This is a genomic window from Lactiplantibacillus plajomi (genome assembly GCF_005405405.1).
GTDB lineage: Bacteria > Bacillota > Bacilli > Lactobacillales > Lactobacillaceae > Lactiplantibacillus > Lactiplantibacillus plajomi.
In genome coordinates this window covers 1-21,277 of sequence record NZ_BJDZ01000038.1, presented here as the reverse complement: position 1 = coordinate 21,277, position 21,277 = coordinate 1, and the positions used below count along the sequence as shown (strand labels likewise).

The 21,277-nt window shown below is 49.7% G+C and carries 20 protein-coding genes; 14 read left to right on the top strand and 6 right to left on the bottom strand.

Annotation, left to right across the window (positions count from 1 at the left end; genetic code table 11):
* Positions 1–206 precede the first annotated feature (206 nt).
* On the bottom strand, positions 207–767 hold the full coding sequence (locus tag FFM82_RS12440; protein ID WP_137646134.1) for an LURP-one-related/scramblase family protein: 561 nt from the start codon (positions 765–767) through the stop codon (positions 207–209).
* A 23-nt stretch (positions 768–790) separates the two neighbouring features.
* A complete protein-coding gene (locus FFM82_RS12435; protein WP_137646133.1) occupies positions 791–1,660 on the bottom strand; it encodes a Cof-type HAD-IIB family hydrolase in 870 nt (289 codons plus the stop codon).
* A gap of 114 nt (positions 1,661–1,774) precedes the next feature.
* On the opposite strand from FFM82_RS12435, the gene FFM82_RS12430 reads away from it, so the two are divergent.
* From FFM82_RS12430 to FFM82_RS12415, 4 genes are all read left to right on the top strand, one after another.
* Positions 1,775–2,467 carry a uracil-DNA glycosylase gene (locus FFM82_RS12430; RefSeq protein ID WP_137646132.1) on the top strand — a complete coding sequence of 231 codons (693 nt, stop codon included), beginning with the start codon at positions 1,775–1,777 and terminating at the stop codon, positions 2,465–2,467.
* 22 nt (positions 2,468–2,489) lie between these two features.
* The gene (pta, locus tag FFM82_RS12425) at positions 2,490–3,467 is read left to right on the top strand and encodes a phosphate acetyltransferase (protein ID WP_137646131.1); all 978 of its coding nucleotides are present in this window, start codon (positions 2,490–2,492) and stop codon (positions 3,465–3,467) included.
* A 113-nt stretch (positions 3,468–3,580) separates the two neighbouring features.
* Entirely contained in the window at positions 3,581–4,042 is a 462-nt protein-coding gene (tsaE, locus tag FFM82_RS12420) for a tRNA (adenosine(37)-N6)-threonylcarbamoyltransferase complex ATPase subunit type 1 TsaE (RefSeq protein WP_137646130.1), read from the top strand.
* A gap of 6 nt (positions 4,043–4,048) precedes the next feature.
* On the top strand, positions 4,049–4,579 hold the full coding sequence (locus FFM82_RS12415) for a GNAT family N-acetyltransferase (RefSeq protein ID WP_137646129.1): 531 nt from the start codon (positions 4,049–4,051) through the stop codon (positions 4,577–4,579).
* Positions 4,580–4,619: 40 nt separating this feature from the next.
* On the opposite strand, the gene FFM82_RS12410 is transcribed toward FFM82_RS12415, so the two are convergent.
* On the bottom strand, positions 4,620–5,156 hold the full coding sequence (locus FFM82_RS12410) for a 3'-5' exonuclease (protein WP_137646128.1): 537 nt from the start codon (positions 5,154–5,156) through the stop codon (positions 4,620–4,622).
* Positions 5,157–5,232: 76 nt separating this feature from the next.
* The gene (locus tag FFM82_RS12405; protein WP_137646127.1) at positions 5,233–5,988 is read right to left on the bottom strand and encodes an exodeoxyribonuclease III; all 756 of its coding nucleotides are present in this window, start codon (positions 5,986–5,988) and stop codon (positions 5,233–5,235) included.
* A 96-nt stretch (positions 5,989–6,084) separates the two neighbouring features.
* Between FFM82_RS12405 and FFM82_RS12400 the strand changes: the two genes are divergently transcribed.
* The 4 genes from FFM82_RS12400 (at position 6,085) to FFM82_RS12385 (ending at position 10,811) form a co-directional block, all read left to right on the top strand.
* Positions 6,085–7,002 (top strand): Gfo/Idh/MocA family protein, encoded by a 918-nt coding sequence (locus FFM82_RS12400; RefSeq protein ID WP_137646126.1) that lies wholly within the window; start codon positions 6,085–6,087, stop codon positions 7,000–7,002.
* An 87-nt stretch (positions 7,003–7,089) separates the two neighbouring features.
* Entirely contained in the window at positions 7,090–7,995 is a 906-nt protein-coding gene (murB, locus tag FFM82_RS12395; RefSeq protein WP_137646125.1) for a UDP-N-acetylmuramate dehydrogenase, read from the top strand.
* A 32-nt stretch (positions 7,996–8,027) separates the two neighbouring features.
* Positions 8,028–10,157: a cation:proton antiporter gene (locus FFM82_RS12390; RefSeq protein WP_137646124.1), complete on the top strand. Its 2,130-nt coding sequence runs from the start codon at positions 8,028–8,030 to the stop codon at positions 10,155–10,157.
* A gap of 138 nt (positions 10,158–10,295) precedes the next feature.
* Positions 10,296–10,811 carry a MarR family winged helix-turn-helix transcriptional regulator gene (locus FFM82_RS12385; RefSeq protein WP_137646123.1) on the top strand — a complete coding sequence of 172 codons (516 nt, stop codon included), beginning with the start codon at positions 10,296–10,298 and terminating at the stop codon, positions 10,809–10,811.
* A gap of 99 nt (positions 10,812–10,910) precedes the next feature.
* On the opposite strand, the gene FFM82_RS12380 is transcribed toward FFM82_RS12385, so the two are convergent.
* Positions 10,911–11,558: a DUF1361 domain-containing protein gene (locus tag FFM82_RS12380; protein ID WP_137646122.1), complete on the bottom strand. Its 648-nt coding sequence runs from the start codon at positions 11,556–11,558 to the stop codon at positions 10,911–10,913.
* A 443-nt stretch (positions 11,559–12,001) separates the two neighbouring features.
* Between FFM82_RS12380 and cdaA the strand changes: the two genes are divergently transcribed.
* The 5 genes from cdaA (at position 12,002) to FFM82_RS12355 (ending at position 18,469) form a co-directional block, all read left to right on the top strand.
* A complete protein-coding gene (cdaA, locus tag FFM82_RS12375) occupies positions 12,002–12,844 on the top strand; it encodes a diadenylate cyclase CdaA (RefSeq protein ID WP_137646121.1) in 843 nt (280 codons plus the stop codon).
* Entirely contained in the window at positions 12,841–13,836 is a 996-nt protein-coding gene (locus FFM82_RS12370; RefSeq protein ID WP_137646120.1) for a CdaR family protein, read from the top strand. The genes cdaA and FFM82_RS12370 overlap by 4 nt, the downstream gene beginning before the upstream one ends.
* Positions 13,837–13,843: 7 nt before the next feature.
* A complete protein-coding gene (glmM, locus tag FFM82_RS12365; RefSeq protein ID WP_137646119.1) occupies positions 13,844–15,199 on the top strand; it encodes a phosphoglucosamine mutase in 1,356 nt (451 codons plus the stop codon).
* Positions 15,200–15,637: 438 nt separating this feature from the next.
* On the top strand, positions 15,638–17,455 hold the full coding sequence (glmS, locus tag FFM82_RS12360; protein ID WP_137646118.1) for a glutamine--fructose-6-phosphate transaminase (isomerizing): 1,818 nt from the start codon (positions 15,638–15,640) through the stop codon (positions 17,453–17,455).
* A 198-nt stretch (positions 17,456–17,653) separates the two neighbouring features.
* A complete protein-coding gene (locus FFM82_RS12355) occupies positions 17,654–18,469 on the top strand; it encodes a Cof-type HAD-IIB family hydrolase (protein WP_137646117.1) in 816 nt (271 codons plus the stop codon).
* Positions 18,470–18,602: 133 nt separating this feature from the next.
* Here the strand turns inward: FFM82_RS12355 and FFM82_RS12350 are convergent, their stop codons facing one another.
* Positions 18,603–19,622: an aldose epimerase family protein gene (locus FFM82_RS12350; protein WP_137646116.1), complete on the bottom strand. Its 1,020-nt coding sequence runs from the start codon at positions 19,620–19,622 to the stop codon at positions 18,603–18,605.
* A 415-nt stretch (positions 19,623–20,037) separates the two neighbouring features.
* Here FFM82_RS12350 and FFM82_RS12345 point away from each other — a divergent pair, with 415 nt between their 5' ends.
* Positions 20,038–21,111 carry an ABC transporter ATP-binding protein gene (locus tag FFM82_RS12345; RefSeq protein WP_137646115.1) on the top strand — a complete coding sequence of 358 codons (1,074 nt, stop codon included), beginning with the start codon at positions 20,038–20,040 and terminating at the stop codon, positions 21,109–21,111.
* Positions 21,112–21,277 lie beyond the last annotated feature (166 nt).

Here is a 21,277-nt window from a genome sequence, read left to right as displayed (position 1 = left end):
TCCTAAACACGGTCTCGAAGACCAACATACTTAAACCTGAATTACTAAGAATAATGGCGGTGATCGGTTTGTAATACGGACTTGAAGTCCAAAGGGCATGTTCGATCTTTAGCTCCACATATTCCACTGTAATTCAAAAAGCTCTGTAAAACCGGTTTGGTTTTACAGAGCTAATCTTAGTATGTTTGCAATTGCAGCTAGGCGGGTTACTGTGACGCCCGTGCTTTGTGTTCTAACGTATAGTTGCTTTCACCAAAATTGATTTGAAGTCCCTTGCCGGGCACCTTAGTGCGCTGCTGATTAGTTGGCTTTTGCCAGTGGTCCAAGACGGCCGCGATACAGAGGCAGATTGGTTCGGTCGCTTGATCAGAAATAGCGAGTTCGAAAGCCTCGCCATTAGTCGTGACGACCGGCCGCATGGTCATCACCAAATCGGTGCCGTGGTAGACCCGGTAGGCTTCGGCGGTTAGGCTGCCCATGATAATCCAGCGTAATTTGCGAACGTAAATCATTTCGTGCCAAAAGCCCAGTGTTTTACTGATAGATCCCACGTTTTGCCGGTTATAGTACAGGTCGAACTTGGGCAACAGTCCTAGTGACGTTTGCCGAACCTCGGCGAGCAATTCCCCCTGAATGGCGTAGAGACTAAGGGCGTCTTGGCGCCGTCCCCAACGACCAACGAGTAAGTAATGTGACTGGTTATGCGCGTCGCGAACGACCCGGGCCCCCTTGGCGAAGCTATTCCGGCTGAAATATAGTTGCCGCATTTTCAACCCCCGTTTCCCGGTGACTACTGCTTAGCGAGTACTTCTAGGATGGCCTTGCCGACGCCATCGTTAACGTTGGTATCGGTCACGTGGTTCGCTAACTGCTTAACTTCTGGTGACGCGTTACCCATGGCGTAACTAACGCCGGCCAGCTTCAACATTGAAACGTCGTTGTTATTGTCACCAATCGCCATCACGTCACTCATTGGTGTATTTAACATGTTCGCGTAACGTTCAACGGCGATACCTTTTTGGGCGTTCACGTTGTTAATTTCGATATTCGAGCGTGACGACGATGTGATTTTAATGGACGAATGCTTTGCGAGCAGGTCGTCACTGAGTGGTTTCAGTTCGGACGGACCTGCTTCACTGAACGCAATGATTTTCATGATGTGTTTCTTTGGATCGTTAAGTAACGTATCGTAATTATCCACGTAATTAATATTCATCAGCTCTAAGCGGGCCGAAGCTAGCGTGACCGCAATCTTAAACGTCGTGTTCGGGTTTAGATTGGTTAGCAGGTGGGCAATTTGGTCGATTCGCTTGGCCTTACTGTTAGAATAGATCCCATCGCTGCCCACAACTTCGAAGTAGTAGCCCTTCGAGATCAGGGTATGAAAAATGGCCCGTGAGACGGTTTTCGTAATCGGAACCATGTCGAGCATTTTACCGGAAGCGTCGTAAACTTCCGCCCCGTTTAACGTAATTAATGGTGCGGTGATTCCGTGAGCGGCGATTAATGGCTGCGCTTCGGAGTAGCGGCGCCCAGTTGAAACGATAAAGTGGACTCCCTGCTGCTGCGCTTGACGGATGGCGTCCGCGTTAAAATCGGAGACGGTCATTTCGTTGTTGAGCAACGTGCCATCCATGTCAGAAGCGATAATCGAAATCATGTTGTCACATCCTTAGTAGTCTTAATAAAACCATTTTAACATGTTTAGGAGTGATTTCAGAATTATTATCATTACGGGTTTTCAGTATGCTACAATATTGTTGAGGTGTTAAGGATGAAAGCGTTTATTCACACGGATTGGTGGGAGGTTTTAAAACCCCAATTTGAACAACCGTACTACCAGCAGTTGCATAGCTTTTTGAAGGAAGCCTACCGGACTGAAAATATTCATCCGGATATGTACCATATTTTTCAAGCCTTTGAATGGACGCCGTTTGCCGATACTAAGGTCGTCATTTTAGGGCAGGACCCGTACCACGGTCCCAATCAGGCCCACGGATTAAGTTTTTCCGTGCAGCCCGGTGTCCCGGTACCGCCTTCACTCGTTAATATTTATAAGGAATTGCAGGATGACGTTGGTTGTAAACCGGTCAACCATGGTTATTTGGAAAGTTGGGCAAAGCAGGGGGTGCTCTTATTGAACTCCGTGCTGACCGTTCAAAACGGCGTGGCGTTTTCACACGCCGGCAAGGGTTGGGAACGGTTGACTGATTATGCCATTCACCAGTTATCGGAACGGCCAACGCCGGTCGTCTTCATTTTGTGGGGCAAAGCCGCCCGTTCAAAGGTCAAGCTGATCAATACCGACACGAACGTGGTACTCCAAGCCCCGCATCCAAGTCCGCTGTCTGCTTACCGTGGATTCTTTGGATCCAAACCATTTTCAAAGACCAACATTGCGTTGGAATCGTTTGGTGAACAGCCCATTAATTGGCAACTTCCGGAACACGTCAGTTTAGCTAAATAAATTTTTATTGGAGGGTCATCTTATGGATTTATTTGAATCACTTGCACAAAAAATTACTGGTCAGCACCAAACCATTGTTTTTCCCGAAGGAACGGAACCCCGCATCGTTGGTGCGGCAGCCCGGTTAGCTAAGGACGGTCTCGTAACACCGATCGTGATCGGTGCAACCGATAAAGTTCAAGCCGTGGCCAAAGACCTCGGTGCCGACCTGACGGGTGTGCAGATTTTAGCCCCCGCAACTTACCCTGAAACCGATAAGAAAGCCATGCTGGACGCGTTAGTCGACCGCCGGAAGGGCAAGAATACGCCGGATCAAGCTGCTGAAATGCTGAAGGATGAAAACTACTTCGGTACGATGTTAGTCTACATGGGCAAGGCGGACGGCATGGTATCCGGTGCCGTTTACGCGACTGGTGACACGGTTCGCCCGGCGCTTCAAATTATTAAGACCAAGCCGGGTTCGCACCGGATTTCCGGGGCATTCATTATGCAAAAGGGCGAAGAACGCTACGTCTTTGCCGATTGTGCGATCAATATTGATCCGGATGCCGATACGTTGGCTGAAATTGCGACCCAGAGTGCCCACACCGCGAAAGTCTTCGATATCGAACCAAAAGTTGCGATGTTGAGCTTTTCAACGAAGGGCTCTGCCAAGGGCGACATGGTGACCAAGGTTCAGGAAGCCACGGCGAAAGCTCAAGCAGCTGCACCGGACGTTGCAATTGACGGTGAATTACAATTTGACGCCGCCTTCGTTGAAAAGGTTGGTTTGCAAAAGGCGCCGGGTTCAGCAGTTGCTGGTCACGCGAACGTCTTTGTCTTCCCAGAATTACAAGCCGGGAACATCGGTTATAAGATTGCCCAACGCTTTGGTGGTTTTGAAGCGGTTGGTCCAATCTTGCAAGGCTTAAACAAACCGGTTTCCGATTTGTCCCGCGGTTGCAGTGAAGACGATGTTTACAAGGTAGCCATTATCACGGCTGCTCAGGGTTTAGCATAGTTGATTAAGTAAGGAAGCGTTAAAACGGGTCACTTCAAGGCTTGTACTTTGAAGTTGTACCCGTTTTTTTTATATAATGAAACGTAGTTGAAGAAAATGAGGAGTGAATGGTAATGCAGTCAATGACGGTGACGTCTCCGGCAGAAACGATGCAATTAGGGCAACAACTCGCAAAGTTAGTTCAACCGGGTGACTTAATTTTATTAGATGGTGATCTCGGTGCGGGGAAGACGACTTTTACCAAAGGGTTGGCGGCCGGCTTAGGAATCGACCGTAACGTTAAGAGTCCGACCTTTACCCTGATTCGGGAATACCAACAGGGCCGCCTACCGCTTTACCACATGGATGTTTACCGGCTGGAAGACGGTGGTGCCGAGGATCTAGGGTTGGAAGAGTACTTTGATGGCGATGGCGTCAGCGTGGTCGAATGGTCACAATTTATTGCCGACATTTTACCCAGCGACTACCTACGAATTGGGTTGAGCCGCAGTGGGACGGACGATGATCAACGAACCATTACGCTGACACCTAAGGGAGCCCGTTATCAGCAGTTGGTGGCGCAATTGGAGGGGTGAACGCCCATGGCAGAAGATGTGGTTAGCATTCGACCGGCTGAACCGGCGGATGCCGGGGCCTTGTTAAAATTGGTGAAGCAACTTGCGACTGAATCCAACACGTTTACGGTCGACGAGGGCTTAGGTGAACTCAGTGAACAGGAAGAGTCGGCCCAAATTGAGCAGTTAACGCGGACAACGACTAACACCATCTTAGTGGCGGCGCTCGGTCGCCAACTGATCGGGGTTGCCACCGTTCAAGCCGGCGAAACGATTGCGGCCACCCGTGGTGAAATCGGGGTCGCCGTTTTAAAGGATTACTGGGGGATGGGCCTGGGCACCGCGCTGGTTGAAGACGTCATCACCTGGGCGTTGGATTACAGCACCCTGCGTGAGCTGGTGCTAACCGTGCAGCTGCGTAATCAGCGGGCGGTTGCGCTATACCGGCACTGTGGCTTTCAACAAACGGGTGCGCATACCTACCAGGTCGTCGATCCCAGTGGTCAGTCGGTGGCGGCTGTTGACATGATGTTAGACGTTAAAAAAACGGCCGGCTGACCGGCAGTAGCGCGGTCGCCGCCCGTTTTAGAAGGCGTCGTTAACCTTGGACCCGCACAAACTTTTTGAGTGCGGTTTGCCCGAATTGCTGGGCTTCGGCTAACAAGATATTTGCACACGCAAGACTGTCGTCTAGCGCGTTGTGATGGTGTTGAAGCTCGATGTCGAGCGCCCGGCACATGGTGTCGAGACGGTGATTCGGGAGTTCTGGGAAAAATTGTTTGCTCGTTTTAACGGTGTCCATCGACAGGTATTCGGGCGCCCCGATACCGTAGTGGGCCAACGTTTGCCGGAGTACCCCGGTATCAAAAGGGGCGTTATGCGCGATGACGAGCCGATCGCGCTGGAAGAACGGGGCGATGTGTTGCCACACCTCCGGGAACTTCGGTGCGTCGGCTACGTCAGCGGCATGAATACCGTGAATTTGGACGTTGCGCCAGAAAAAGTCGGTTTCGGGTTTGATCAACGTGTAAAACTCGTCGACCACCTGATCATTGCGAACGATTGTGAGGGCTAACGAACAGGCACTGTCCCGTTTGGCACTAGCCGTTTCAAAGTCCATTGCGACAAAGTTCAAGGGTGTCACCACCGTTTCTAAAGAATTGTCTTAATCGTACTAAGTCCCAGCGCTTTTTTCAAGTTAGGCGTTCGCCTTACAGTAAGACGTCCAGCTCGACCGGACAGTGGTCCGATCCGTACACGTCGTTCAAGATTCGCGCGTTCAGTAGCCGGACGGTTAGGCGCTGTGACGTGATGAAGTAATCGATCCGCCAGCCGGAATTATTATCGCGGGCGTGGAACCGGTAGCTCCACCACGAGTAGATTTCAGTCTGATCCGGATAAAAATGGCGGAAGGTGTCGGTGAAGCCGTTGGCAAGTAACCGGTCGAACTTGCCGCGTTCTTCATCGGTAAAGCCGGCGCTATGGTGATTACTGCGCCAGTTTTTCAAATCGATATTTTCATGGGCGACGTTGAGGTCGCCACAAAAAATGAGCGGCTTGTCAGCGTCCAGTTGCTTAATGTAAGTCAAAAAGGCGTCTTCCCAGTCTTGCCGGTAGTCCAAGCGCTTCAGTTCACCACCGGAGTTCGGGGTGTAACAAGTTAGGACGTAGTAGTCCGGGTATTCGAGGGTAATGACGCGGCCCTCGGTATCATGTTCGGGGACGCCAATGCCGTAAGTGACGTTTAGCGGCTTGCGTTTGGTAAAAATGGCCGTACCGGAGTAGCCCTTACGCTCGGCGTAGTTCCAATATTGGTGGTAACCGGGGAGGTCGAGGTCGATCTGACCGGCCTGAAGTTTGGTTTCCTGAACGCAGAAAAAGTCCACGTCGAGGCGGTTAAAGGTGTCCATAAAGCCGTGTTTGACGGCGGCCCGAAGACCGTTAACGTTCCAAGAAATTAATTTCAAAAGTGGTTCAGCTCCTTTGAGATAATTGGCCACCGCGGTCGGCAGCATCATAGAGCTATTGTACCGCACTTTGAAAGTGATAATGGAGGATTTACGATGTTAAAAATTGGGGTCATTGGTTTAGGCAACATTGCCCAGAAAGCTTATTTACCCGTCATTGCGGGCATGCAGGATCAGTATGAGTTTCACTTAGCGACCCGCAACCCGCAGAAACGGGCATTCTTAGCGGCCCGTTATCAGTTTGCCCACGTGCACGCGTCACTCGAAGAATTGTTGGCCGTTAAACCGGCCGCCGTTTTTGTACATACCCCGACGAGTACCCACGCGGCCATCATTCGCGAGTTGTTGGAACACGACATTAACGTCTACGTGGACAAACCGGTGGCGACCGACTTAAACGAGGTCCAGGCGCTTTACGACCTAGCCGCCGCGCGCCACTTATTATTGACGTGCGGGTTTAACCGCCATTTTGCCCCGTTGAATCAGCAATTAAAAGCATTACCGGATAAGCGTAGCCTGACGGTTGAAAAAATTCGTGAAGCTACCCAGCAGGATCCGGAAACGGCCGTCTTTGATTTGATGATCCACGTGATCGATACCGGCTTGTTCTTATTAGACGAGCCGTTAGCGACAACTAGCGGCCGGCTCGTCTTAACGCCTAGTGGGACGCTAGGCCAGGGCTATTTTAGTGCCAGCACAGACCACGAACAGTTACAGGTCGTGGTCAACATGACGGGTGGGGTCAACCTTGAACAGGCAACGGTGCAGACCACTGCGCAACGGGCGACCGTCAATGATTTAAGCACGATCACCCGCTACGCTACGGCGGCCACGACGACGAGCGGCTTTCCGGACTGGACACCGACGCTTGAAAAACGTGGGTTTGCACCCCTGATTCGGGCCTTTCTGACCGCCGTCGCGACGCACGGTCAAAATCCGGTCACACCGGCGTCCGCAATTACCAGCCACGCGGTTTGCCGCCATTTATTAAGCGATTCAAAAGTGATAAACTAGTAAAGCGGTCTAGTTTGCACGGCGCCTGCCATGCCGACCTAGACCAGTGCTTAACCGTTAAATTGAAACACGAAAGGAACTTCCACCATGACTCAGGATGTCTTGGCCACTTTTCCAGCCATTGAAATTAAAAAAAATGAATCTTTAAGTCACTATACCCATACCAAAACCGGGGGTCCCGCTGATTACGTCGCCTTTCCGAAGTCGATTGACGAGGCGAAGGCGTTGATCCAGTATGCCGATGACGTGCAGTTGCCGGTAACGGTGATTGGTAATGCCAGTAATCTGATCGTTAAGGACGGCGGGATTCGCGGGTTAACCATTATTTTAACGCGGATGAACCAAATTCACGTGACGGGTAATCAGGTTACGGCCGAAGCTGGTGCTGCCCTAATCGATGCCACTAAGGCGGCCTGTGCCGGCAGCCTGACCGGCTTGGAATTTGCTGCCGGAATCCCCGGTAGTGTCGGTGGGGCCATCTTTATGAATGCCGGCGCCTACGACGGTGAGATTAGTACGGTCGTTGAATCGGTGACGGTACTGACTGCGGCCGGCCAACTAAAAACGCTGACCAACGCCGACCTTGACTTTGGTTACCGGCACAGTACCGTTCAGGATTACCACGATACGGTCGTGACCGCAACCTTTACGTTGCAACCCGGCGACCAAACCAAGATTCAGGCGCGAATGGATGAACTAAACGCGTTACGGGCGTCCAAGCAACCGTTGGAATGGCCGTCTTGCGGGAGCGTCTTTAAGCGACCAAAGGGGCACTTTACCGGTAAGCTGATTCACGACGCCGGCTTGCAGGGTCACCGTATCGGGGGCGCTGAGGTGTCGAAAAAGCACGCAGGGTTTATTATTAATGTGGATCACGCAACTGCCACGGATTATATGAATATGATTCACTACATCCAAAAAATTGTCTTTGAGAAGTTCGGCGTTCATCTCCAAACCGAAGTCCGGATTATCGGCGATGACGTTGACGCATAACACTTACGCAACTATACGAAGGGGGCAACCACGTGCCGATCATTGAACTGATCATTTTATTGGCATGTCTTGTGCTGCTGTCGAACGTTTTAAGCCACTACCTAGTCGCAATCCCGGTCAGTTTGATTCAAGTCGGGCTCGGTCTGGGAGTGGCTTTATTATTAAACGTTCAGGTTAAACTGCAAACGGACTGGTTTATGCTAGTCTTCATTGCACCGATGCTGTACAACGACGGCCGCCAATTTCCAAAACAAGAATTATGGGAACTACGGGGGGCGATCTTTGGTAATGCCATTATCTTAGTATTCGTCACCACGATTTTAGGTGGATTTTTAATCCACATTTTAATACCAACGATTCCAATGGCAGTCAGCATTGCGCTGGCGGCCATCCTATCACCGACTGACCCGGTCGCGGTGCAGTCAATTTCGGAAGGGGTCGAACTACCGCAAGAAATCTTACACCTGGTCAGCGGCGAAAGTCTGATTAACGATGCCAGTGGGCTGATTGGTTTTAAGTACGCCTTAGCGGCCGCCGTTACCGGGAGCTTTGTTTTGAGCCGGGCCATCGGTGACTTCTTCTACATTAGTTTGGTCGGGTTAGCCGTTGGGCTAGCGCTGATTACCGTGATCCAACTGATTCGCGATCTGCTGCGGCGTGAGGGCATCAACGACACCGTGTTCAACGTGGTGCTTCAAATCATGACGCCGTTTGCGATTTACTTTATCGCTGAAGAATGGTTCCACGCGTCTGGCGTAGTGGCCGTTGTAGCGGCCGGGGTCCTCGAACACATTCAAAACTCACATGAGATTTTAGACGCCCCCGAATTACGCTTAGTGACCGAAAAAGTTTGGAACGTCATTGTTTACTTATTAAACGGGATTGTTTTTCTTATCTTAGGAATCGAACTACCGGTAGCCACTAAGGCGACGATTCAAGGCGCCCATACGAATACCTTTCACGCCATCTTTGACGTCCTAATCGTTTGGGGCATCTTGCTGCTTATTCGGGTGGCCTGGACGTACGGTTACATGGTACTGCACCGCAAAGAAAAGCCGAGTTTACGGATTGCCGCGTTATCGGGACTATCCGGGGTGCGTGGTGCGATCACGATGGCCGGGGTCTTTACGATTCCAACGGTAATTGCTAACGGCGACGCCTTTCCGGAACGTGCACTCGTACTATTCATTGCGGCCGGTGTCATCATCGTTAGTTTAATTGCCGCGACCGCAATCTTACCGTTAATGGTTTCAAAATCACTACCGTTCGTGACCCGGGGCTCGAGCCCCGATGGCGATGATACGGTGCTGGCTGCTGAAGCGGATGAACCGGACGAACTGGACGCGGCGGGGCTGGACCCCAACCGGGATCAGATTTCGTACGAACGGGCCCGGATTTATATCTTACAATTGGCGGTGCGTAGCATTGAGGAACAGCGTCGGCCAGAAAATCAACGGGCGGTCTACGACTTAATGCTCGACCAACAGTTTCAAATTCGCCGGCTGGAGATGGTGTCACAAACTGCGGACCAGTTGGCACCAATGTTGACGGATGAATTACAGCTACGGTTGGTTGCGCTGAACGGGGAACGGGAAGCCGTCCACGAAATGGTCGCGGCCCACGAAACCACCAAGTTAGCCGCGCAGGTTTATCTACGACGGATTGACCGCCGTGAGCAACGCATTGAGCAAGCTAGTCACCACGCCGGGTTACCAACGCTTAGGTCGTTGCGGGTGATTCTCAGTCGTGCAATGCAGGGGGTGCGGCTCTGGTTAGCGCCAGCCGATAGTGACGCGTTGCGGGCTGAACAGTTGAAGATTCAGCGGAGTGCCTCCAAGGCGGCCATTAAGGCGTTATCACAGTACTTGAAGCGCACGGACGTTAATGAACAACAGTTTGACCGCCAAGCGCTGTACCACTTGATCGTCAATTACCGTAACCGTATTGAGAGTGCCCGCGCGGACCACAGTTTGCCGCGCGCCGATTATGAACGACAGTTAAGAACGCTACGCATTAAAAGTTTGGGGGCTGAACGTGCGGGGGTTCAACATTTACTGGAAAGTGGCCGGATCAGTTTACGGACCGCTGCCAAGCTTCGCCAGTTTATCAACTACTCAGAAAACCTGGTCATGTTAAACGATGTCGACGTTGACGAGGATTAATTATTTTTTTGTGTTGTAAAGGAGTAGTTCTAGGTTATAATGAAGTTAGGTAGTATCAACAGTGAATGGTTAGACCTGATAATTAATAATCCACTTGAAAGAAACCGTTCGCTGGATAAGAATGCGGGGGGACGTAGGATGACTGAATCAGAGATCCACGAACAGTTCGTGGAAACGTATATGCATATCTTAAAGTACATTGGGGACTTTGTATCCGTGCCAACGCGACCGTATAAAATCACGTTCGAAGCGTATACGGTGATGCGAATGATCGCGACGAGTTCGGAACCCTTGACACTAGTTAAGATTGCGAACGCGCAGCGGGTTTCTCGGAGTGCGATTGCGCGCCAAATCAACGTTTTACTAGATTTAAAGTATATTGATCAAACAACGAACGCTCACGATCGCCGCATTAAGTATTTATCGTTAACGCCGGCCGGTGCTAAGGTCGAGCAGGAAATCACCGCGGCTTCTGACGCGCGCTTCCATCAATGGATGCAGGTTTACGGGGAGCAACGTGCGAGTGATACGTTGCGTTACATTAGCGATGCCGAGAAAAAGGCGACTAATTTAGGTTTTAGCGGGTTTAGCGGTCTCCACGATAAACGTGGCGGCCACGCGGAGTACACGGATCCCAAGGTCAACAAGTCGTAAAGCGGCTGACCAATTCGCGAACTAATCAGCAAAAGGCGCTGGCTATCAGGAATTCCTGGTAGCCAGCGCCTTTTGCTGATTGGGCAATTTTTAAGTTGATTATTGCGTTTTCGTACCGCGGGTAAAACGCCAAGTGACGTAAATTAGACACTGCAAGCCCCACATGATGAGTACGAAAGCCAGCATTTTTCCCGACCACATCCCGAGTAACTGATCAACGATGTACTGGGGGGTGATTAGAAGGTAAATCGAATGTAACCGTAAGAAACGACCGACGTAAACGCCGATACTAGCAAATAAAAATAGTGCCACGCTTACTACGGGTACGCTTCCGCGCCACTTAGTCAGATGGCTGCGGCGAACACTTTCCTTAGCAACGGCATCGACACCCCAAGTCCCAATGAGGACGGAAACCATCATCGGACCGACGAGGTAGGCAAAGTCGCGCCACATGGCAAGGTTAAACCGCAACGCACCGTTGATACCGTACGGATCCAACAGGCTTAAGTGGAATAGGTCGGTCATGAGGTAGGGTGCGTTGGGATAAAACAGCAACCAAATAACCGCAATCAGCCAGTAGGTCCAGTTTGAACGGCGGGCGTTCAGCCAAAAACTCAGCTCGATTGGAACGTACGCTAAAATCGTGTTAAGTAGTAGGAAGCGAAACGAGCCGTGGAGTTCTAACGCGGCAAATGCAATAAATCCCCAGTAGACGAACCGAATCAGCCACCGTTGAATCCGGGTCATTTGATCACCACCTTTTCACTGCTAATTTTAACAGAAATATTTCCTTAGCAATATTAAATAAGCGTGAGCTTAATATTAATTCAAAATATTTTCAAATTGGCAACTTAGATGGGAATTCGCACTACGGGACTTTGGTCGCCGTGCTATAATGTGAAAGTAAATGGTTTTCACGCTGTCGAGGAAGCTCGGTAGTCGTGGCAAACTGATTTTTTGTGAGTGGGTCACCGGAAGAGTTGGTCACAGGAAGGCAATGTGGAAGTGAGCAACGGGGCAGTTGACGCTGTCCGGCCGGTGGTTGTGTTGGGGTTGGCTGGTTTATCCACCAATCAGGTGGGACTGACACCAGCGAACGAACGTAAACTTTAAGAAAGGAAGGATACAATCTTTCTAAGCACCACCGCACGAACGGGTGGCGGTTTTTCCGTATTTTGTATCGCAGGACTATGAACTTCAATTGGAGCGCTTTATTGACAGTGCAGAACTTTGTTCGGCTCCTTGACATTCTAGCGGTTTGGTTCGTGATTTACGAACTGATCGTTTTGTTGCGGGGAACTAAGGCTGTCCAACTATTCCGGGGAATCGTCGTAATTGCCGTGGTAAAGGCCGTGAGTGTCTTTATCGGCCTGGACACGGTTTCGTGGATTATGGATCAGATTATTAATTGGGCCGTCATCGCGATGGTCATCATTTTCCAACCAGAAATTCGCCGGGGACTCGAACACCTGGGACGGGGCTCGATATTCACGCGGGGTAAACGTCAAAATGAGGACGAGGAACGGATGATCACCGAGCTCGATAAGGCGATTCAGTACATGGCTAAGCGACGAATCGGGGCGCTCATGTCCATTAAGATGGATACTGGATTGGAAGATTATATTGAAACCGGGATTGCGCTGGACGCGGATATTTCCGGTGAATTGTTAATCAATATTTTTATTCCCAATACACCGTTGCACGATGGAGCGGTTATCATTCAGGATAATCAAATTAAGGTGGCCGCGGCGTACTTACCGTTATCCGAAAGTAACCTGATTCCTAAAGAACTGGGGACTCGTCACCGGGCTGCCGTGGGGATCAGTGAAGTAACGGATGCGCTGACCATCGTCATTTCCGAGGAAACTGGGGAAGTCTCCATTACCAAGGATAATGAATTGATGCGCGGCATGACCCGTGAAAATTATCTGCGCTACTTCCGGCAGGTATTGTTAACACCGGAAGACCAGAATAAGCAGAACACGATTCAAAGCTGGTTTACCCGAATCTTCGGAGGGGGGCCACGTAAATGAAAAAGTTTATGGATAGTGCTTGGTCGATGCGCTTGCTGGCATTGATCTGTGCCTTAGTCCTGTTTGCCTACGTTAACTCACTAAAATCGACCCATAATTCAAGTGCTTTAACGAACGGCACTTCCAATACGACCTTAACGTCGAACCGGAAGGTAACCATTAACGCACCGTTGGAATTAAACGTTAACAGCACCAAGTACTTTGTGACCGGCTACCCGGAAAACATCAAGGTTAAAATCGAGGGGCCGGCCGCCCTGGTAACGACGACGGCTAATACGCAAAACTTTAAGGTTTATGCCAACTTATCTAATCTGTCGGCGGGCCGCCACAGTGTAAAGGTGCAGGTCGATGGTTTGAATAAAGAATTAAGTTACGAGTTAAGCCAAAAATATATTCACGTGAATATTCAACCGCGTCGGACCGCGACTTATAAAGTTAAAGCGGACTTTAATAAGGCCAACCTAGCTTCGGGCTATGAAGCCGGCTCAATTCGCTTGGGAACGTCTTCGGTCAAGGTGACCGGGGCCGTCAGTGAAGTTAGCAAGGTTGCGAAGGTTGTTGCGGTGGTTAATACCGAAAAAAACCTGCGTAAATCGGTTAACCAGCAGGCCATGATTGAAGCGCTGGATGCCAACGGTCAGACGTTGAACGTGGTGCTAACGCCGTCAACGACGTCGGTCTACATTCCGGTTTCACAAGCGACGGCGACTAAGGACGTTGCGGTCGATTTAAAGGCGAGTGGAAAAACGACGGCGGATACGAGTTATTCATTTTCAACGGACACCAAGTCGGTTACCGTTACCGGGACAAAGAGTGCCTTGGAAAAAATCTCGTCGCTACCAGTCGACGTCGACGTAACGGACGTTAAGTCGTCGACGACTAAATCGGTCAAATTATCAATTGACGGTGAGGACGGTTTATCCGCCGTTAGTCCGAAGTCGATTAAAGTTAAGATTACAGTTAAAGGTAACGATCAATCTGAAACGAGGTAAGTAAAAAATGAAATATTTTGGTACTGATGGTGTCCGGGGAATTGCTAACTCCGGGTTAACCCCTGAATTGGCGTTCCGGTTAGGGCGCGCCGGCGGTTACGTTTTAACGGAACACGCCGAAAATAAGGAAAGTCAGCCGCGGGTCTTAGTTGCCCGGGATACCCGGATTTCCGGGCAAATGTTAGAAGAAGCCTTGATTGCCGGGTTGCTGTCTGCTGGAATCGAAGTGTTGCGCTTAGGCGTGATTACGACGCCCGGCGTGGCTTATTTGGTCCGGATTCAGGACGCGGATGCCGGGGTTATGATCTCAGCTTCGCATAATCCGGTTGAGGATAACGGAATCAAGTTCTTTGGTGGCGATGGTTTTAAGCTTTCTGACGCTAAAGAAGAGGAAATCGAAGCCTTACTTGAAAAGGAAACGGATGACTTACCACGGCCAGCTGCCGAAGGGCTCGGAACGGTTGCTGATTTTCCAGAAGGTAATTTGAAGTATTCACAATTCTTGGAACAAACGATTCCGGATGATTTAAGTGGTATTCATTTGGCCGTGGACGGCGCTAACGGGTCGACCAGTAACTTGGTTTCACGAATTTTTGCCGATTTAAACGTCGATTTTGACACCATGGCGACTTCCCCGGACGGTTTGAACATCAATAAGGGGGTCGGGTCGACCCATCCCGACGCCTTAGCAAAGTTTGTCGTGGATAAGGGCGCCCAAGTCGGCTTGGCCTTCGACGGCGACGGCGATCGTTGCATCGCGGTCGACGAACTAGGGAACGTGATTGATGGTGACAAGATCATGTACATCTGTGGGAAGTTCCTCAGCGAACGCGGTAAGTTGAAAAAGGATACGGTCGTGACCACGGTGATGAGTAACCTTGGTCTATACAAGGCGTTGGAAGCGGCCGGGTTACACAGTCAACAAACCCAGGTCGGCGACCGCTACGTAGTTGAAGAAATGTTGAAGGATGGTTATAACCTCGGTGGTGAACAGTCGGGGCACGTCGTCTTCTTAGACTTCAACACGACCGGTGACGGGATGTTGACCGGGATTCAGTTGCTACACGTGATGAAGGAGACTGGTAAGAAACTCTCCGAATTAGCTGCCGAAGTGACCAGCTACCCACAAAAGCTGGTGAACGTGAAGGTTCAGGATAAGAAAGCAGCGCTGAATAACGAGAAAATCAAAGCCGTTATTGCCGAAGTTGAAGCTGAGATGGCCGGTGAAGGCCGGGTACTCGTACGACCTTCCGGAACCCAAGATTTACTGCGGGTCATGGCCGAAGCGAAGACCGATGAACTGGTTGGGGCGTACGTGGACCGAATCGTCGACGTCGTTAAAACCGAAGTCGGGGTTGAATAACGTAATTAAATAAATTTTTCAGGTAGTCCGTTGCGGTCGGTTTGGCCGCAACGGACTTTTTTCGTGGAAAATTCATATAAAAATCATAACTATTGCTGAAAGGCGCAACCAGAATGATTTGATTAGTAGTCATCTAAACAAACGGGTATACCAATATAAATGATTATTGACTTTTAACTCTCAAAACGTTAAAGTTAATTTGTTTCTAGGAAATATAAGGATGGGAGGATAGCTTAGACCAATTTGTAATTGGGTTAATCGGAATAGCGCCAGGACTTTAGATTTTAAAGTTGACGAGGATGACGTTTATCGACAATCGACGGGTGACGTCAGGGACTGCACTCTACAGGTCGGGTACAAAAACCAGTTGTGAAATTGGTGACAGATAATCTGACCACGCAGCTAGAAACAATTCAAAACAGTAAAGGAAGATTATCTATGTGTGGAATTGTTGGAGTTACCGGTAAGGATAGTGCAGTATCGATTTTATTGAACGGATTAGAAAAACTAGAATACCGTGGTTATGATTCAGCTGGTATTTACGTTAATGACCAGGATGGCCACGACTATTTAGTTAAGGAAAAGGGCCGCATCGACGACTTACGTAAAGAAGTCGGCGCCAACGTTCACGGCTCGACCGGTATCGGCCACACGCGTTGGGCAACCCATGGTGAACCAAGCGTGGCGAACGCCCACCCGCAAGTTTCTGCCGACGGGCGTTTCTACCTGGTTCATAACGGTGTGATCGAAAACTTCCAAGCATTGAAGGATCAGTACTTGAGCGACGTGACCTTTAAGTCACAAACCGATACCGAAGTTATCGTTCAGCTCGTTGATCGCTTCGTGACTAAGGAAAAGATGTCTACCATGGATGCCTTCCGTAAAACGTTGAGCCTTTTAGGACGGTCATCATACGGTTTCTTATTAATGGACAAGCAGACGCCTGACACGTTATACGTGGCCAAGAATAAGAGTCCGTTGTTGATCGGTGTGGGCCAAGGCTTTAACGTGGTTTGTTCTGACAGCTTAGCGATGTTGGATCAAACCAAGGACTTCTTGGAACTTCACGATGGCGAAATCGTGGTTGTCAAACCGGATGAAGTTAAGATTATGGATCAAAAAGGTGACGCGGTTGAACGCAAGCCGTTCCATGTTGACATCGATGCCGCACAAGCGGATAAGGGGACGTACCCATTCTACATGCTGAAGGAAATCGACGAACAACCGAACGTTATGCGGAAACTATCGCAAGTTTACCTGAACGATAACGGCCAACCGGTCATTAACCAGGACCTCTTGGACGCGTTGAAAGCTGCCGACCGTCTCTACATCGTTGCGGCCGGTACCAGTTACCACGCCGGGTTAGTTGGCGCGAAGTTATTTGAATCTTTGGCCAACGTTCCGACTGAAGTCCACGTTTCGTCAGAATTTGCTTATAACCAACCATTATTGTCCGCGCACCCGTTCTTCATCTTCTTGACCCAGTCCGGTGAAACGGCTGATAGTCGCGAAGTGTTACTGAACGTGAACGAACAAAAATTCCCGAGTTTAACGATCACCAACGTCCCTAACTCGACGTTATCCCGGGAAGCGACCTACACCTTGTTGTTGCACGCGGGGCCTGAAATCGCGGTGGCATCAACTAAGGCGTACACGGCGCAAATTGCGCTTGAAGCCATTTTAGCCAAAGCGTTAGGTGAAGCGGTTGGCCAGTCAGCTGCACGGGACTTTGATGTTAAACAGCAGTTGGCACTGGTCGCCAATGGGATGCAAGCCCTTGTGGATGAAAAGGACGATTTCGATGCGATTGCCAAGGCCGACTTGTTACACACGCCGAATGCGTTCTACATTGGTCGTGGCCTGGACTACGCGGTTTCGTTGGAAACGGCGTTGAAGCTGAAGGAAATCTCTTACGTGCAAGCTGAAGGGTTTGCTTCTGGGGAATTAAAGCACGGCACGATTGCCTTGATTGAAAAGGATACGCCGGTGATTGGAATCATTACCCAAGCGAATACGGCGGCCTTGACCCGTTCTAACTTACAAGAAGTTGCGGCCCGTGGTGCCAAAACCATCACGATCGTGACGAATAACCTCGCTCAGGACGGTGATACGATCGTCTTACCAGCCGTAGACGAACGCTTGACGGCCCTACTGAGCGTGGTTCCTGGGCAATTACTGGCTTACTACACCAGCCTTAACAAGGGGTTGGACGTGGACAAGCCACGGAACCTAGCGAAGAGTGTAACGGTCGAATAGGGTCTTTAATCCAAGTTTAAATAGTAAGAAGTTGTTTGGTACTACCCATGAATTGGCCCCCGTAAAGGAAACCTTGTCCTTTACGGGGACCTTTTTATTTTGACGGCAATTTTCTTTGGTGGATTAGGGTCTGAAAGACTATAATGAAAGCATTGTCCATGATAGGACCCGATTTTTAATGACGAGGAGCGATTTTGCGTGGCGATTAAACTAATTGCAACCGATTTAAACGGGACGCTACTGCGTGCCGACCAGAGTTTTGATCAACAACGATTTAAACGGGTCTTAACGGGCCTGAAGGAACGCAATATTCCACTGGTGCTGTCTTCGGGCAATCAGTACGCTCATTTACAACAGCTGTTTAAAAATGTCTTGGCGGACAACTTGATTATGGTGGCGGAAAACGGCGCTTCAATTTTTGAAGGTAACCAACAAGTTTTTGATGGTAGTTTGACAACCGCGCAGCGTGAGCAGTTCGTACGGCACGACCGCCAGCAGGCCCCGTTTAAGGACGCGTACGTCATCCTGGTTGGCCAGCACGGGTCGTACACGGAAAGCGGGGCGCCGGCTAAGTTAGTGGCGATGGCGCGCCAGTTTTACGATAACTTACAGTTAGTCGATGATTTGGCAACGGTTCGTGACGCCATCAGTAAGATTAGCGTATCAGCGCTACCGGGTACCGCAGCTAAGCTGGTTGAAAAGATCAACCGCTACTTCGCTGGTCACTTGCGCGCTCATGATAGCGGCTACGGGGTGGTGGATATCGTTGACCGCCACGTGGGTAAATTACCGGCCGTCCAGCTATTAGCAGAAAATCGTGGCATCCAGGCGGATGAGATTATGGCCTTTGGCGACGGGGCTAACGATGTACCGCTACTGCGATTTGCGGGGCACAGTTTTGCCATGCAAAATGCCAAACCAGAAATCCAGGCGGCGGCGCAACACGTGACGATGTGCGATAACGACCACGCTGGCGTATTAGCTACAATTGAGCAGCTGGTACTTGGCCGTTAAGTCCGTAAGTAAGGCTGTGACGTCTAAAATAGAAACCGGCCTGCGAAAATCTTTAAATTTTCGCAGGCCGGCTTTTGATTAGACTTATTTGTCTAACGATTATAGGGTACTTTATTTTTAGTCCACTCTTATCCTACACATCGTAGATATTGGAAAAGCGGTAGGCCGTCTGGTAAGTCACCGGGACGTCCGCGGGAATGATAATGCTGCCGAATTCCTTGTGGTGAATGGCATCGGGCAAGACCTGTGGCTGTAATGAAATCCCTAGTTGTGACCGCATCGGTTTGCCGCCGTTCAAACGGTAGCGGTCGTCGCGGTAATTAGTTGCGCTAGAAACGACCAGTGCCGGCGCGTTCGTCCGCAAGGTAACCTTACGCCCGCTGACCCGGTCCAATAATTCTACTTGCGGGTGCGGCGTTTTGTTAAGCACGAAGCCGTGCCGTAAGCCCCCCTTAATTTTAGCAACCTGCGGGCCAATCGTGGTCGGCTCCCGGAAGTCGAAGGGACTATCGGTGACCCAGGGCAGTTTACCAGTCGGTAAGTTGTGTTTATTGAGGGCGGCGTATTCATCGGCGTTGATTTTTAAAATCTCGTGGTCGATCGGCTCGACCGCGTCACCACTTAAATTAAAGTAGGTATGGTTTGTCGGGTTGAAGAGGGTTGGCTTATCACTTTTACCGGTATAAGTAATGGTAAACTTACCGCTATTGTCCAGAATGAACTCAGCTGTAATCGTCATTGTGCCCGGGTAGCCGTTTTCACCGTCCAGGGTAATGTACTGCATGACGAGCCCGACCTGATCGCGGGTTTGCAGTTTTCGTTCGAGAAACCACGGTTCGAAAGCGATTTGTGGCATGTTACCGCCGTTCAGGTGGTGCTTGCCAAAGTTCTGGGTCAGTTCGTAGTGGCGCCACTTTGCATTTTTAATTACGCCGGCGACCCGGGCAATCGTTGCCCCGAAAAAGGCCCGGTGCGTAATGTAATCCTTATAGTGATCAAAGCCCAAAACGACGTTGGCAAAGTTGCCATCCTTATCATGGGTCTTGATAGCGGTCACGGTCGCCCCCCAGTCCATGATGGTTACGTTCATGTGATGGTTGTTGACTAGGGTGTAGGAGTTGATTCCCTCCGCTTGGTGTTCAATGATTTTCATTGCTTTAGTACCATGCCGAACGGGCGGGTCGTTAATAGACCCGTGAAAGTGGCACGGTAACTCCTTTCCGCGTCGAATTTGAGTAGGTGTCCTGCTGCGTGACGCCGTAACGTCGACCACCGTTGGCACGGTCCGTTTTAACTTCCAGCGAACGGTACGAGATAAACCCCGCAAAGGTGGCGTTAAGTCAATTTCGGTCTCAACTTTAGTATATTTCATTACTAACTAGAATGCGAACATTCATGCGGGAATTCGTGAAACTTTGGTTAACGGGAGTGGTTGGTTTTCAAGCGATTTAATTTTAAATTAAGCTCCTATGGGCAAGCTTGACGCTCTTTGACTTCTCTAGTACCATATAGCAGATAGTTCATATAGTGCGGTTCGATTAATAAAGACAATTATAGGAAGTATGCAGATGACAACTGATTATAAAATTAAGGTTCAAAATGTAACCAAAGAGTTTGATTTATTCAAAACGCGTTCTGACCAATTAAAGGCGTTCTTTTCGTTATCCAATCAGGAAATTCCTGAATTTTGGGCGTTAAAGGGTATTTCGCTGGAGGTAGCCCCTGGTGAAACGCTCGGGTTAATTGGGGTCAACGGCTCTGGTAAGTCGACGCTTTCCAATATTATCTCCGGTGTCATCCCCCAAACTACCGGGGTCGTTGACGTCCGCGGGGATACGTCGATCGTTGCCATCAATTCCGGTTTGCGTGGACAGTTGACCGGGTTGGAAAATATTCGCCTGAAGGCCTTGATGATGGGGATGACCAATAAGGAAATCGACGATATGTTGGACGACATCATCGCCTTTGCTGACATCGGCGACTTCGTTTATCAGCCGGTCAAGAGCTACTCGTCCGGGATGAAGTCACGGCTTGGCTTTTCAATTGCCGTCCACATTAATCCGGATATCCTGATCATTGACGAAGCCCTTTCGGTGGGTGACGATACCTTTTACCAGAAATGTGTCGAACGGATTCAAGAATTTAAGGACGCGGGGAAAACAATTATCTTTGTGAGTCACTCGTTGAAACAAATCGAATTGATGTGTGACCGGGTCGCTTGGATTCAGTACGGCGATTTGAAGCAGATTGGTCCAACTAAGGAAGTTGTGAAGGAATACCGGGCGTTCATTAAGTGGTTTAAAGCATTACCTAAAAAGGATAAGAAAAAGTACCAAAATGACGCTAAGGAACGCCAAAAAGCGTTTAAAATTGACGATTTTGAAAAGCAAGTTGTCGAACAGCGCCAAGCGGAGGAACCGAATAACCAGCAAGTCGCCAGGGATGTGCATAAAGAGTTTTATAGCGGTGTTATTTCGGAAACGATGTCGTGGGGCAATCGTATTTTGACGGCGGTGGTGGCCGTTGCGGTGATCCTGTTGATGCTGATCAACATTTCGGGGCACTCACTGACCAGCGTTGTTCAGCAGCCAAGCTTAATTTTTCAGCCAACAACGTCGGTTACCACAAACTCGAAACGTTGAATCAGAACTGAATAATTAATTAAAGAAATCAGTTCATAATCAGAATTGGTTTCTTTATTAATTTTAAAGGCTCTTTGTCAACCGGTGTTGATGAGGACTAATTTGAGAATCCAATTCATTTACGAATTGGGTTCTTTTTTGTAATTTTGATTTTAAATGAGACTTG

Excerpts from the sequence above, each read along its gene's own strand:
- FFM82_RS12415 (WP_137646129.1), top strand. The coding sequence starts at position 4,049 with ATGGCAGAAGATGTGGTTAGCATTCGACCGGCTGAACCGGCGGATGCC.
- FFM82_RS12380 (WP_137646122.1), bottom strand. The coding sequence starts at position 11,558 with ATGACCCGGATTCAACGGTGGCTGATTCGGTTCGTCTACTGGGGATTT.
- FFM82_RS12350 (WP_137646116.1), bottom strand. The coding sequence starts at position 19,622 with ATGAAAATCATTGAACACCAAGCGGAGGGAATCAACTCCTACACCCTA.
- FFM82_RS12370 (WP_137646120.1), top strand. The coding sequence starts at position 12,841 with ATGAAAAAGTTTATGGATAGTGCTTGGTCGATGCGCTTGCTGGCATTG.
- FFM82_RS12435 (WP_137646133.1), bottom strand. The coding sequence starts at position 1,660 with ATGATTTCGATTATCGCTTCTGACATGGATGGCACGTTGCTCAACAAC.
- glmS (WP_137646118.1), top strand. The coding sequence starts at position 15,638 with ATGTGTGGAATTGTTGGAGTTACCGGTAAGGATAGTGCAGTATCGATT.
- FFM82_RS12440 (WP_137646134.1), bottom strand. The coding sequence starts at position 767 with ATGCGGCAACTATATTTCAGCCGGAATAGCTTCGCCAAGGGGGCCCGG.
- glmM (WP_137646119.1), top strand. The coding sequence starts at position 13,844 with ATGAAATATTTTGGTACTGATGGTGTCCGGGGAATTGCTAACTCCGGG.
- FFM82_RS12430 (WP_137646132.1), top strand. The coding sequence starts at position 1,775 with ATGAAAGCGTTTATTCACACGGATTGGTGGGAGGTTTTAAAACCCCAA.
- pta (WP_137646131.1), top strand. The coding sequence starts at position 2,490 with ATGGATTTATTTGAATCACTTGCACAAAAAATTACTGGTCAGCACCAA.
- FFM82_RS12385 (WP_137646123.1), top strand. The coding sequence starts at position 10,296 with ATGACTGAATCAGAGATCCACGAACAGTTCGTGGAAACGTATATGCAT.
- murB (WP_137646125.1), top strand. The coding sequence starts at position 7,090 with ATGACTCAGGATGTCTTGGCCACTTTTCCAGCCATTGAAATTAAAAAA.
- cdaA (WP_137646121.1), top strand. The coding sequence starts at position 12,002 with ATGAACTTCAATTGGAGCGCTTTATTGACAGTGCAGAACTTTGTTCGG.
- FFM82_RS12400 (WP_137646126.1), top strand. The coding sequence starts at position 6,085 with ATGTTAAAAATTGGGGTCATTGGTTTAGGCAACATTGCCCAGAAAGCT.
- tsaE (WP_137646130.1), top strand. The coding sequence starts at position 3,581 with ATGCAGTCAATGACGGTGACGTCTCCGGCAGAAACGATGCAATTAGGG.
- FFM82_RS12345 (WP_137646115.1), top strand. The coding sequence starts at position 20,038 with ATGACAACTGATTATAAAATTAAGGTTCAAAATGTAACCAAAGAGTTT.